Source organism: Leclercia sp. UBA1284, assembly GCF_002308415.1.
GTDB lineage: Bacteria > Pseudomonadota > Gammaproteobacteria > Enterobacterales > Enterobacteriaceae > Enterobacter > Enterobacter pneumoniae.
Window position 1 is genome coordinate 652,724 of sequence record NZ_DBUS01000006.1, and the last position, 12,576, is coordinate 665,299.

The window sequence follows — 12,576 nt, forward strand, 5'->3', positions numbered from 1 at the left end:
GGAGGTGCCTATGCTCAATCAAGAACTGGAACTCAGTTTAAATATGGCTTTCGCCAGAGCGCGTGAGCACCGACATGAGTTTATGACTGTCGAGCACTTGCTGCTCGCACTGCTTAGCAACCCATCCGCCCGCGAGGCGCTCGAAGCCTGCTCGGTGGACCTGGTGGCGCTACGTCAGGAACTCGAAGCCTTCATCGAACAAACCACACCGGTCCTGCCCGTGAGTGAAGAGGAGCGCGACACGCAGCCGACGCTCAGCTTCCAGCGCGTCTTGCAGCGTGCGGTGTTCCATGTCCAGTCCTCCGGACGTAGCGAAGTGACGGGCGCTAACGTACTGGTCGCTATCTTCAGCGAGCAGGAGTCGCAGGCTGCGTATTTGCTGCGCAAACATGAAGTCAGCCGCCTCGATGTGGTGAACTTTATCTCTCACGGAACGCGTAAAGACGAGCCGAATCAGCCATCTGATCCCAGCAACCAGGTCAATAACGAAGAGCAAGCAGGCGGGGAGGAACGTATGGAAAACTTCACCACCAATCTTAATCAGCTTGCTCGCGTTGGCGGTATCGATCCGCTGATTGGCCGCGATAAAGAGCTGGAGCGCGCTATCCAGGTACTGTGCCGTCGCCGTAAAAATAACCCGCTGCTGGTGGGTGAGTCGGGCGTGGGTAAAACCGCGATTGCCGAAGGGCTCGCCTGGCGTATTGTGCAGGGCGACGTTCCGGAAATCATGGCCGATTGCACCATCTATTCGTTGGATATCGGCTCTCTGCTGGCGGGTACCAAATACCGCGGTGATTTCGAAAAACGCTTTAAAGCCTTGCTGAAACAGCTGGAGCAGGACACCAGCAGTATCCTGTTTATCGATGAGATCCACACTATCATCGGCGCAGGTGCGGCCTCCGGCGGCCAGGTGGATGCAGCCAACCTGATTAAACCGCTGCTCTCCAGCGGTAAAATCCGCGTGATGGGCTCTACCACCTATCAGGAGTTCAGCAACATTTTCGAGAAAGACCGTGCGCTGGCACGTCGTTTCCAGAAAATCGACATTACCGAGCCGTCGGTTGAAGAGACCGTGCAGATCATCAATGGTCTGAAAACGAAATACGAAGCGCACCACGATGTGCGTTATACCGCGAAGGCGGTGCGTGCGGCGGTAGAGCTGGCGGTGAAATACATTAACGATCGTCATCTGCCGGATAAAGCGATTGACGTGATCGACGAAGCGGGCGCTCGCGCTCGCCTGATGCCGGTCAGCAAGCGTAAGAAAACCGTCAACGTGGCAGATATCGAGTCCGTGGTGGCGCGTATTGCGCGTATCCCTGAGAAGAGCGTTTCTCAGAGCGACCGTGACACGCTGCGTAACCTGGGCGATCGTCTGAAAATGTTGGTCTTCGGACAGGATAAAGCCATTGAGGCCTTAACCGAAGCCATCAAGATGGCGCGCGCCGGGCTGGGGCATGACCACAAACCTGTCGGTTCTTTCCTCTTCGCCGGCCCAACCGGGGTAGGGAAAACCGAGGTGACGGTACAGCTCTCCAAAGCGCTGGGTATCGAGCTGCTGCGCTTTGATATGTCCGAGTATATGGAGCGTCACACCGTGAGCCGTTTGATCGGTGCGCCTCCGGGCTATGTAGGCTTTGACCAGGGCGGTCTGCTCACTGACGCGGTGATCAAGCATCCGCACGCGGTACTGCTGCTTGATGAGATCGAAAAAGCGCACCCGGACGTGTTCAACATCCTGCTGCAGGTGATGGATAACGGGACGCTGACAGATAACAACGGGCGCAAGGCGGACTTCCGCAACGTGGTGCTGGTGATGACTACCAACGCCGGTGTACGTGAAACTGAGCGTAAGTCTATCGGCCTGATCCACCAGGATAACAGCACCGATGCGATGGAAGAGATCAAGAAGATCTTTACGCCGGAGTTCCGTAACCGTCTGGACAACATTATCTGGTTCGATCACCTCTCTACCGAAGTGATCCATCAGGTGGTGGATAAGTTCATCGTCGAGCTGCAGGTTCAGCTGGATCAGAAAGGCGTGTCGCTGGAAGTGAGTCAGGAGGCCCGCAACTGGCTGGCCGAGAAAGGCTACGACCGTGCGATGGGTGCCCGTCCGATGGCGCGTGTAATTCAGGATAACCTGAAGAAACCGCTGGCCAACGAACTGCTGTTTGGTTCGCTGGTGGATGGCGGTCAGGTGACCGTTGCGTTGGATCAGGCGAAAAATGAGCTGACGTACGATTTCCAAAGTGCGCAGAAGCATAAGCCGGAAGCGGCACACTAACGTCACTGAAAAGTAACAAGCCGGGTTAACAACCCGGCTTTTTTTTTGCCCTCAACCGCTCAAGGCTGGAATTTTGCGAGGCGCTTTCCAGAATAATGAACAGAAGATGGCTGGATATAATCACAGTGGTAAAGTGTTTTTATACCGGTATAAGTGGCGTCCTGAGAGTGCGGATAGACATGCGTTAAGGAGGATGAATGGACAGTAACACCCCTTTGGTTTATCCCTACAGCGAGCTAGCGCGTTATCCGGATCTGGCGACCCTTACGGAACGATGCACTTTACTGACCGAAATTCTGCTCGACAGCTCGTCGCTGCCACAAATTCAGCCGGTTTGCCGTTGTCTGGAAGCTTATCTTGCAAGGGTAAAAGAGACGCTGGAAGGCGCAATGCGCCATTATCAGACTGTCGCGTTCGATGAAGAGTCGGTACAGTATCTGCCAGAGGGGTGGCGACTGAAAGAGACCGAGGGCCGGTGTGATTACTGCCGGGCACTAAACCATGTGCTGCTGGTTTCCCATTTCGACCGCGATATGATGCCGTATCTGACCCGCTTGCTGCACGATATGACGCTGTCTATGCGTGATGGCCTCGCGCTGCGCGAGCCCTGCTTTGTGTTCAAGGTTTCCCACTAACAAAACAGTATGACTGTTCTCCTCACCATGCCTCTCGATCTCATCGTTTGGGATCCCGACGCAGGGAAGCGAGTAGTGGCTGAGAAGCCTCTTTTTTGACCCTCTCCCCACAGTATTAGCGATGCCAGCGCGAGGGTAGTGGAAACCTCTATTACGGGACCCCTTTTAAGGTTCCTCTGAGGAAGGGGGAGGCGCAGGCAATAAAAAAGGCCAGGAATAATCCCGGCCTTTTTCAATATTCATCTGCCTTAGCAGGCAATAACAATTAGCGACTACGGAAGACAATGCGACCTTTGCTCAGGTCGTACGGGGTCAACTCAACAGTCACTTTGTCGCCCGTCAGAATGCGGATGTAGTTTTTGCGCATTTTACCGGAGATGTGTGCAGTCACCACGTGACCGTTTTCCAGTTCTACGCGAAACATGGTGTTAGGCAACGTATCAAGTACGGTACCCTGCATTTCAATATTGTCTTCTTTGGCCATCTAATCCTCTGGGGTATCACTACCAAGTTTTGAACCGGCAAGATAATGCCGAAATTCATCAATTAAGTAAAGAATTGTGCGGTTAAAACGCAACAAAGCAGCTTCGGCGCATTGCCCGACGTGACGGTACGACCGTACGAAAAGCGCATACGTAAAGGGGAGAAGACAGGATAAACGCCAGGACGTTATCTGATGCAAGCTATTCCCAAACGGCGGCGGGGCAACAGGCAGAACCTACTCTGCGGCACCAATTATAGCACCATGATAAAAAAATATGCGTAAAACATTTATCCCCGAGGCATAAATAACGTAGTGGGCACCCAAAAGTTTTGCGGTAATTTTTGCGGACGCATTGTTTCAAGATGCTGTAAATATTCGCGGCGGGTAATCTCCACGGCGCCCAATGACGCGGTGTGGTCATTCAGCACCTGGCAATCCAGCAGCTGACCGCCGTTTTGCACGAAATGATCGCAAAATACCAGCAGGGCCGTTTTTGACGCATTCACCGCGCGACTGAACATCGACTCGCCACAGAACAGGGACCCCTGAGCGACGCCGTACATCCCCCCGACCAGCGAATCTCCCTGCCATACCTCGATAGAGTGGGCATAACCCAGCTCATGCAGACGATGGTAGGCATCAATCACCTCACGGGTGATCCAGGTCCCTTCATGCCGATCGTTAGCACAGCCCTCGATCACCTTGCCAAACGCGTGATTAAGCGTGACGCGATAGGGGGAGCGGCTATGGAAGCGCTTCATGCTGCGGCTGAGATGAAACTCCGTGGGCCAGAGTACCGCCCGGGGATCGGGTGACCACCACAATATAGGATCGCCTGGAGAGAACCAGGGAAAGATCCCTCGCTGGTAAGCCATTAACAGACGCGACGGGCCTAAATCGCCGCCGAGTGCCAACAGGCCGTTAGGTTCACGCAATGCTCCCTCCGGAGAAGGGAACGCAAGAGAGTGGCGAGAAAGCTGGACCAGGCGCATGACAGCAAAACTCCAGTACGCGAGTAAGGATCGGTTCAAATATAAACCCAAATACTTCGCGTTGCAGGAGAGGGGCATAGGCGCAATTCTCCAGTGACTCGCTCAGCAAGTCACTGGGGTGAGCGACGAATCTGCCGGGAGCAGATTTGAACGCTGCTCGCAGCGCCACCGCAGAACCAGACCCAGCGATGGATCCGGTCACAAAGCCAACGTACCTGCAGCTCGAAGTATGACGGGTGTAGACTACAGACGTTGTTTAAACTGGTAGTAGCGACCCTGTTTCGCCAACAGCTCTGCGTGACTACCTTGCTCAATAATATGTCCGTTGTCCATCACAATTATTTGATCCAGTGCAGCCAGTCCACGCAGGCGATGGGTCACCATCACGAGGGTTTTTCCGCGCATCTCTTTGGCCAGCAAATCGAGAATTTGGCTCTCTGTCGTCGCGTCCAGCCCTTCGGTAGGTTCATCCAGTAGCATAAGCGGTGCGTCATGGAGCAACGCGCGGGCAATCGCCAGACGACGCAGTTCGCCGCCGGAAAGTTGACGTCCCCCTTCACCCAGCCAGCTGTTCAGCCCTTCATCTTCCAGCAGCTTATGCAGGCCCACTTTTTCCAGCATGACACAGAGCCTTTCATCGCTGGCGGCAGGGGCCGCAAGCAGCAGGTTATCGCGCAGCGTGGCGCTAAACAGATGAACACGCTGGGGCACAACGCTCACGGCGTTACGCAGCGCAGCTTCGCTGAACTGGGGCAGGGGGGTGTCATTAAAGCGAATAACCCCCTCTTGCGGATCCCAGGCGCGAGTGAGCAACTGCAGCAACGTCGATTTTCCGCAGCCGGTTCGCCCCAGCACCGCAACGTGTGCACCCGCGGGAATGTTCAGATTCAGACTATCCAGCGCTTTTTGCGCTTTATCGTCGTAGCTAAAACTGACATTTTCGAGCGTGAGCGATAGCCGGGCAGGACACTCACAGGAGGTTTCGCTAAAGCGCACTTCCGGAGTCTGTCCGGTGATTTCGGTGATGCGCAGCGCAGAGGCGATAACCTGGCCCAGATGCTGGAACGCACCCGTAACCGGGGCCAGCGCTTCAAAGGCGGCCAGCGCACAGAAGACAAAGAGCGCAATCAGTGCGCCGGGCTGAGTGTTATCACCCACGCCGCCTGCGGCCAGCCACAGCATCGCAACCACGGCAACGCCACCAATCAACAGCATCAGCGCTTGTGAAAGGGCCGTCAGTTCGGACTGCTTGCGCTGGGCTTCGTGCCAGTTAAGTTCGGTATTCTCCATCTGATGACGATAACGCTGGCTGGCGCCAAATACGGTCAATTCTGCCTGCCCCTGCAGCCACGCTGTCAGTTGCTGGCGATACTCGCCACGCAGATGGGTCAGGTTTTGACCGGTTGTTTTCCCGGCACGATAAAACAGCGGGGGCAGTAAAAACAGCGTCAGCAGCATGATCCCGCCCAGCACCAGCGCAAGGTGTACATCAAGCAGGCTCAGCCCCAGCGTCACGACCACAATCACCACAAACGCGCCCACTAATGGCGAAATCACCCGAAGATAGAGGTGATCGAGCGTGTCCACATCCGCCACCACGCGATTAAGCAATTCGCCCTGGCGATAACGCGCCAGCCCGGCGGGGGAGAGGGGAAGGAGTTTGCTGAAGGTATCGACGCGCAGGTGTTGCAACACGCGGAAGGTGGCATCGTGGCTCACCAGACGTTCGAAATAGCGGCCGGCGGTACGGGTGATGGCGGTGCCGCGGACCCCGGCAGCGGGCAGCATATAGTTAAAGCTGTAAAGCCCCGCAAAGCCAGCCACGGCGGACGCTGAGAGGAACCAGCCGGAAAGGGTAAGCAGGCCAATACTGGCTAACAGGGTAAGAATCGCCAGAGCAACGCCCAGGGTTAGCATCCATTTATGACGCTTATAAAGCACAAGATAAGGCAATAACGCGCGCATCAAATATCCTCCTGACGATTGGCCAGCAGGGCGGCAAAGGGCCCCTGCGCCGTAGCGAGCGTGGCGTAATCTCCCTGCTCGACAAGACGGCCATTTTCCATCACCCAGATCTGGTCCCATCCGGCAATGCCTTCCAGCTGGTGCGTCACCATTAACGTGGTTTGCTGCAACGAGGCTGTATCCAGCGCGGACATCACCCGCTGTTCGCTGTGCGCATCCAGGCTGGCGCCCGGTTCATCAAGCAGTAAAAGCTGACAGGGGTTGAGCAGGGCACGGGCGACGGCGATACGTTGCGCCTGGCCTACCGAGAGCCCGGCAGACTGGTCACCCACCCGGGTATCCACCCCGTTGGGTAACAGCGGCAAGAATTCGCTGACCCAGGCGCGATCGAGCACCGATTTCAGCTCCTCTTCGCTGGCATCCGGGCGCGCCAGAAGGACATTTTCGCGCAGCGTGGCGGCAGGCAGTTGCGGGTTTTGCCCAACCCAACTCAGATGGGCACGCCACTCGTCGGGATCCAGTGCCGAAAGTTCGGTCTGGTTAACGCGCAGTGAACCGCTGTAGGCCATAAAACCGGAGAGCGCATTTAACAGCGAGCTCTTGCCAGAACCACTGGTACCCACAAGCACTACGCGTTGACCCGCGTGCAGGGTGAAATTCAGCGGTCCTGCCAGCACTTTACCTTCAGGTGACAATACGCAGAAATCCTCAGCCTGAATGGCTACCGGCTGTGTTGTATTTAGCGTGACATCGCCGCGCTGCGGATGCGCAAGCGGCGTCTCCAGGAAGGTTTTCAGGCTGTCGGCGGCACCCACGGCCTGCGCTTTGGCGTGATAGAAGGTTCCCAGATCGCGAAGCGGCTGGAAAAATTCTGGTGCCAGAATCAGGGCCAGGAAACCTGCAGAGAGCGTAACGGCCGTGCCGTAGTGACCAAAATCAAGGGCGCCGAGATAAGAGAAGCCAAAATAGACCGCTACCAGCGCAATGGAGAGGGAGGTAAAGAACTCCAGCACGCCGGAAGAGAGGAAGGCGAGACGTAAAACTTCCATGGTGCGCTGACGGAAATCCTGTGAGGCCAGGCGAATATTTTCGATTTCCGCATCGCCCCGGCCGAACACACGCAGCGTCTCCATACCCCGTAGACGATCGAGGAAATGCCCGCTCAGACGGCCCAGCGCCAGAAAATTACGGCGGTTTGCATCGGCCGCACCCATGCCTACCATCGCCATAAATAGCGGAATAAGTGGGGCAGTGCAGAGCAGAATCAGGGCCGCGACCCAGTTATAGGGGAAGATAGCGATAACAATGAGCAGCGGTACGCAAGCGGCGAGCGCCATCTGTGGAAGATAGCGGGCATAGTAGTCGTGCATATCGTCAATTTGCTCAAGGATGAGGGTCGCCCAGCTCCCGGCCGGCTTGCCCTGAATCCAGGCGGGGCCCGCCTGCTGAAGTCTGTCCAGCACCTGGCGGCGAATCTCATAGCGTATATGCTGCCCCGCATGAAACCCCACCCGCTCACGCAGCCAGACGACCCATGCACGCAGAATAAAGACCAGCATCAGCACGACAAAGGGCAATAACAGCGCCTCGCGCGGAATGTTCTCCATTATCATCATGTTAAGAATGCGGGCCAGCAGCCAGGCCTGACCGACAATCAACAGGCCGCTGATAAAACCCAGAAGTCGGGAAATATTCAGCCAGCGGCGGGAAATAACGCTTTGCTGTTTCAGCCAGCGAGTTAACTCTTGTTGACGGGTTTTTTCCATTGCGTGCTTTGCAGGTGAAGTTATCAGAAATTAGGCACGGCAATGTTACACGCCAGGAAAAATAAAGGCGACCTATGGCCGCCTTTATTTACGTTTGTTACTGACTTGTAAAGATTATTTGCTCTGTTCAGCCAGCCCATCAAGGTAACGTTCTGCATCCAGCGCAGCCATACAGCCGGTGCCCGCAGAAGTGATTGCCTGACGATAAACGTGGTCCATCACGTCACCTGCGGCGAACACGCCCGGGATGCTGGTCTGGGTCGCATTACCGTGAATACCGGACTGCACTTTGATGTAGCCGTTTTCCAGCTCAAGCTGTCCTTCGAAGATGCCGGTGTTTGGGCTGTGGCCGATGGCAACAAACAGGCCCGCCACTTCCAGCGACTCTACGTTATCGGTGTTCTGAGTATCGCGGATACGCAGGCCAGCAACGCCCATCTGGTCGCCGGTCACCTCTTCCAGCGTGCGGTTAGTGTGCAGCACGATGTTGCCGCTGGCCACTTTATCCATCAGACGCTTGATCAGGATTTTTTCCGCGCGGAAGGTTTCACGACGGTGGATCAGATGCACTTCCGAAGCGATATTCGCCAGATAAAGCGCCTCTTCCACGGCAGTATTGCCGCCGCCGATGACCGCCACTTTCTGATTGCGGTAGAAGAACCCGTCGCAGGTGGCGCAGGCGGATACACCGCGTCCTTTGAAGGCCTCTTCTGAGGGCAGGCCCAGATAGCGAGCAGAAGCCCCCGTAGCGATGATCAGCGCATCACAAGTGTAAACACCACTATCACCGGTCAGCGTGAACGGACGGTTTTGCAGATCGACCTTGTTGATGTGGTCGAACAGAATTTCGGTTTCGAACTTGGTCGCGTGCTCGTGCATACGTTCCATCAGCAGCGGCCCGGTCAGGTCATTCGGATCGCCTGGCCAGTTTTCCACTTCGGTTGTGGTGGTCAACTGACCGCCTTTTTCCATGCCCGTGATCAGTACCGGTTGCAGGTTAGCGCGTGCAGCATAGACCGCTGCGGTGTATCCCGCAGGTCCAGAACCAAGGATTAGCAGCTTACTGTGTTTGGCCGTGCCCATGAGATCCCCATTGTTGTTGGCAGACATTTCCCGCGATTGTAGGGAATTTGTCGCTTTAAAAAAAGGGCACAGCGATTTTGTTAACGATATGTGCAATAGCAATCAGCAATCAATCGGCCCGGCAATTACCTTTTTGAGCGAACAACGCATGAACAATCGGTCGAAAGTAAGGCGATAAAATGAGGATTAATGCCCGGTCGTAATGAATATCCGGCATGTTGTACTAAAAATCGATGTTTTGCTTTGACAATCCCCTGCGCTTTTGCGAAAACATTCAAGGAAGAAAAAAATGCGGTCTTTGTGTAGCGCATAGTCATGCACATAATCGCCATTTTTATCCGGTCAGCGAAATCTACGCATGGTGTGGACAGACGCCATACGTGATGTTGATGACAGCCCACGGGCAACGGTCTTCTTACCACATAACCCCAATTGCTATCGCGCAAACTACAAAACAGGCGATGCGATTAACGACGGGTATAGACTCTGAACAGTGAAGTGCACAGGGTCCTGGCAGGAGTTAGGGAAGGAATACAGAGAGACAATAATAATGGTAGATAGCAAGAAGCGCCCTGGCAAAGATCTCGACCGTATCGATCGTAACATTCTTAATGAATTGCAAAAGGATGGGCGTATTTCCAACGTCGAGCTTTCAAAACGTGTGGGACTTTCCCCGACGCCGTGCCTCGAGCGTGTGCGCCGACTGGAAAGACAGGGTTTCATTCAGGGCTATACGGCTCTGCTTAACCCGCATTATCTGGATGCCTCACTTCTGGTATTTGTTGAGATTACTCTGAATCGTGGCGCGCCGGATGTGTTTGAACAGTTCAACGCTGCGGTGCAAAAACTGGAAGAAATTCAAGAGTGTCACCTGGTTTCCGGTGATTTCGACTACTTGTTGAAAACCCGTGTACCTGACATGTCTGCTTACCGTAAGCTGCTGGGTGAAACCCTGCTGCGACTGCCTGGCGTGAACGACACCCGTACTTACGTGGTGATGGAAGAAGTCAAGCAGAGCAATCGTCTGGTTATCAAGACGCGCTAACACGGAACAGGTGCAAAATCAGCGTACTTTGGTTACACTCCTGTTAATCCATACAGCAACAGTGTCGGTTTACCGGCACTGTTGTCCGTTTTAGCAAACAGGCAGGAAATGCCTGGTACCTGGAGAGCCTTTCTTGAGCCAGGAATATACTGAAGACAAAGAAGTCAATTTATCTAAGCTAAGCAGTGGGCGCCGACTCCTTGAAGCGTTACTGATTGTTACTGCCCTTTTTGCCATCTGGCTAATGGCAGCCTTACTCAGCTTCAACCCTTCCGATCCCAGCTGGTCACAAACCGCGTGGCATGAGCCTATTCATAATCTGGGCGGTATACCCGGTGCCTGGCTTGCGGATACCCTGTTCTTCATTTTTGGCGTAATGGCCTACACCATCCCGGTGATTATCATCGGTGGATGCTGGTTCGCCTGGCGTCATCGTCAGAACGATGAGTACATCGACTATTTTGCGGTCTCGCTGCGCCTGATTGGGGCGCTGGCGCTGATCCTCACCTCCTGTGGACTGGCGGCGATTAACGCCGACGATATTTGGTATTTTGCCTCTGGCGGGGTGATCGGCAGTCTGCTAAGCACCGCTCTGCAGCCGATGCTGCACAGCAGCGGCGGTACGCTGGCGTTGCTCTGCATCTGGGCCGCAGGCCTGACGCTGTTTACAGGCTGGTCATGGGTGAGCATTGCCGAGAAGATTGGCAGCCTGATTCTGAACATTCTCACCTTCGCCAGTAATCGTACGCGTCGTGACGATACGTGGGTCGATGAAGATGAGTACGAAGACGATTATGAAGAGGCCGAAGAGCACGCCGAGCAGCGTGAATCGCGTCGCGCACGCATCATGCGTGGGGCATTGGCCCGTCGTAAACGTGTCGCCGAGAAATTCAGCAACCCGCTAGCCCGCAAGACCGACGCGGCGCTCTTCTCCGGTAAACGGATGGATGACGACGAGCAGGTTGCATACAGCGCGGGCGGCGCAGCCGTTGACCCTGACGATGTGCTCTTTTCAGGCCATCGTGCGACGCCGGGCGATTACGATGAATACGATCCACTGCTCAATGGTCATTCCGTGACTGAACCTGTAGCGGCCGCTGCGGTTGCGACCACCGCAGCGCAAGCCTGGGCCGCGCCAGTGGAGGCGGTGACACCTTCTGCGCCCGTACCGGCACCCGAATCAGCAGTGCAGCAGCCGCTGGTTGACTGGCAAACTGCCCCTGGCGTTCACACCCCTGAGCCGACGATTGCCCCTGAGCCGCAGAGCTATGTGCCGGTTCAACAGGAGCCGTGGCAGCAACCTTATCAGCCAGAGCCGGTTTACGAGCCGCAACCTTATCAAGACTATGAACAACCCGTTGCTCAGCCGTATCAAGAGCCGGTCGCGCCGCAGCAACCGTTAGCGACTGAACAACCGTACGTTGCGCCGCAACCCGAGCCGGAAGTGGAAGAGACCAGGCCGGCTCGTCCGCCTATGTACTATTTCGAAGAGGTCGAAGAGCGCCGTGCTCGCGAACGCGAACAGCTTGCAGCCTGGTATCAACCGGTGCCGGAGCCGAATTCTGCGCCAGTCTCTTCGCAACCCGTTTCTGCACCGGCGATGCCAGAGGTTGATCCGACGGCCTCCGTTTCATCGGCGGCAGCCGGCGTGAAGCAGGATACTGTTTCAGCAACCGCAGCCGCAGCGGCCGCTGCACCTGTATTTAGCCTCGCCAATGGCGGCTCCGGTGCGCCGCGCGCCCAGGTGAAAGAGGGCATTGGCCCGCAACTGCCTCGCCCGAACCGCGTCCGCGTCCCAACCCGGCGTGAGCTGGCTTCCGCCTCTTTCGGGATTAAGATCCCCTCTCAGCAGCGTCAGCCAGAAGAAAAAAGGGTGGATGCGGAATACGATGAGGCTGATGAGTTGCACCAGGATGAGCTGGCTCGCCAGTTTGCTGCGCAACAACAGCAGCGCTATGGCGAAGAGTATCAGACTGAGGTGCAGCCTTACGCGTCTCAGAACGAAGAAGATGACGCTGCCGAAGCAGAACTGGCTCGTCAGTTTGCTGCCTCTCAAGAGCAGCGCTATTCAGGCGAGCAGCCGTCAGGCGCGAATCCCTTCTCGTTGTCGGACTTTGAATTTTCACCAATGAAAGATCTGGTGAATGACACCCCGAGCGAGCCGCTGTTTACGCCGAGCGTTATGCCGGAGGCGGAACCGCCTCGTCAACAGTATGCGCCAGCACCTCAGCAGCAGCCTGTGGTACCGCAACAATATGCGCCAGCGCCCCAGCAGCAGCCTGTGGCACCGCAACAGTATGCGCCAGCACCTCAGCAGCA

9 protein-coding genes are annotated in these 12,576 nt (G+C 55.7%); 4 read left to right on the forward strand and 5 right to left on the reverse strand.

Annotated elements, in window-relative coordinates; translation table 11 throughout:
- Nucleotides 1-10 precede the first annotated feature (10 nt).
- Nucleotides 11-2,287, forward strand: coding sequence for an ATP-dependent Clp protease ATP-binding subunit ClpA (gene clpA, locus B3511_RS06330; protein WP_286777778.1), 2,277 nt, complete (start codon nucleotides 11-13; stop codon nucleotides 2,285-2,287).
- A 197-nt stretch (nucleotides 2,288-2,484) separates the two neighbouring features.
- Nucleotides 2,485-2,922: a hypothetical protein gene (locus B3511_RS06335; RefSeq protein WP_286777779.1), complete on the forward strand. Its 438-nt coding sequence runs from the start codon at nucleotides 2,485-2,487 to the stop codon at nucleotides 2,920-2,922.
- A gap of 265 nt (nucleotides 2,923-3,187) precedes the next feature.
- Here B3511_RS06335 and infA read toward each other — a convergent pair whose 3' ends face one another.
- The 5 genes from infA to trxB all read right to left on the reverse strand — a co-directional run bounded on the left by infA (nucleotide 3,188) and on the right by trxB (nucleotide 9,212).
- Entirely contained in the window at nucleotides 3,188-3,406 is a 219-nt protein-coding gene (infA, locus tag B3511_RS06340; RefSeq protein WP_002211347.1) for a translation initiation factor IF-1, read from the reverse strand.
- Between the two features lie 287 nt (nucleotides 3,407-3,693).
- Complete coding sequence (gene aat, locus B3511_RS06345) at nucleotides 3,694-4,398, reverse strand: leucyl/phenylalanyl-tRNA--protein transferase (RefSeq protein ID WP_286777780.1); 705 nt, start codon at nucleotides 4,396-4,398, stop codon at nucleotides 3,694-3,696.
- 243 nt (nucleotides 4,399-4,641) lie between these two features.
- On the reverse strand, nucleotides 4,642-6,363 hold the full coding sequence (gene cydC / locus B3511_RS06350) for a heme ABC transporter ATP-binding protein/permease CydC (RefSeq protein WP_286777781.1): 1,722 nt from the start codon (nucleotides 6,361-6,363) through the stop codon (nucleotides 4,642-4,644).
- Nucleotides 6,363-8,129: a heme ABC transporter permease/ATP-binding protein CydD gene (cydD, locus tag B3511_RS06355; protein WP_046886845.1), complete on the reverse strand. Its 1,767-nt coding sequence runs from the start codon at nucleotides 8,127-8,129 to the stop codon at nucleotides 6,363-6,365. Before cydD ends, cydC begins: the two co-directional genes overlap by 1 nt.
- A gap of 114 nt (nucleotides 8,130-8,243) precedes the next feature.
- On the reverse strand, nucleotides 8,244-9,212 hold the full coding sequence (gene trxB / locus B3511_RS06360; protein ID WP_286777782.1) for a thioredoxin-disulfide reductase: 969 nt from the start codon (nucleotides 9,210-9,212) through the stop codon (nucleotides 8,244-8,246).
- A gap of 550 nt (nucleotides 9,213-9,762) precedes the next feature.
- Here trxB and lrp point away from each other — a divergent pair.
- Both lrp and B3511_RS06370 read left to right on the forward strand, forming a co-directional pair.
- A complete protein-coding gene (lrp, locus tag B3511_RS06365; RefSeq protein WP_000228469.1) occupies nucleotides 9,763-10,257 on the forward strand; it encodes a leucine-responsive transcriptional regulator Lrp in 495 nt (164 codons plus the stop codon).
- Between the two features lie 133 nt (nucleotides 10,258-10,390).
- On the forward strand, nucleotides 10,391-12,576 hold a 2,186-nt coding region (locus B3511_RS06370; protein ID WP_286777783.1), incomplete at its 3' end, for a DNA translocase FtsK 4TM domain-containing protein.

Excerpts from the sequence above, each read along its gene's own strand:
- clpA (WP_286777778.1), top strand. The coding sequence starts at position 11 with ATGCTCAATCAAGAACTGGAACTCAGTTTAAATATGGCTTTCGCCAGA.
- B3511_RS06335 (WP_286777779.1), top strand. The coding sequence starts at position 2,485 with ATGGACAGTAACACCCCTTTGGTTTATCCCTACAGCGAGCTAGCGCGT.
- aat (WP_286777780.1), bottom strand. The coding sequence starts at position 4,398 with ATGCGCCTGGTCCAGCTTTCTCGCCACTCTCTTGCGTTCCCTTCTCCG.
- infA (WP_002211347.1), bottom strand. The coding sequence starts at position 3,406 with ATGGCCAAAGAAGACAATATTGAAATGCAGGGTACCGTACTTGATACG.
- trxB (WP_286777782.1), bottom strand. The coding sequence starts at position 9,212 with ATGGGCACGGCCAAACACAGTAAGCTGCTAATCCTTGGTTCTGGACCT.
- cydC (WP_286777781.1), bottom strand. The coding sequence starts at position 6,363 with ATGCGCGCGTTATTGCCTTATCTTGTGCTTTATAAGCGTCATAAATGG.
- cydD (WP_046886845.1), bottom strand. The coding sequence starts at position 8,129 with ATGGAAAAAACCCGTCAACAAGAGTTAACTCGCTGGCTGAAACAGCAA.
- lrp (WP_000228469.1), top strand. The coding sequence starts at position 9,763 with ATGGTAGATAGCAAGAAGCGCCCTGGCAAAGATCTCGACCGTATCGAT.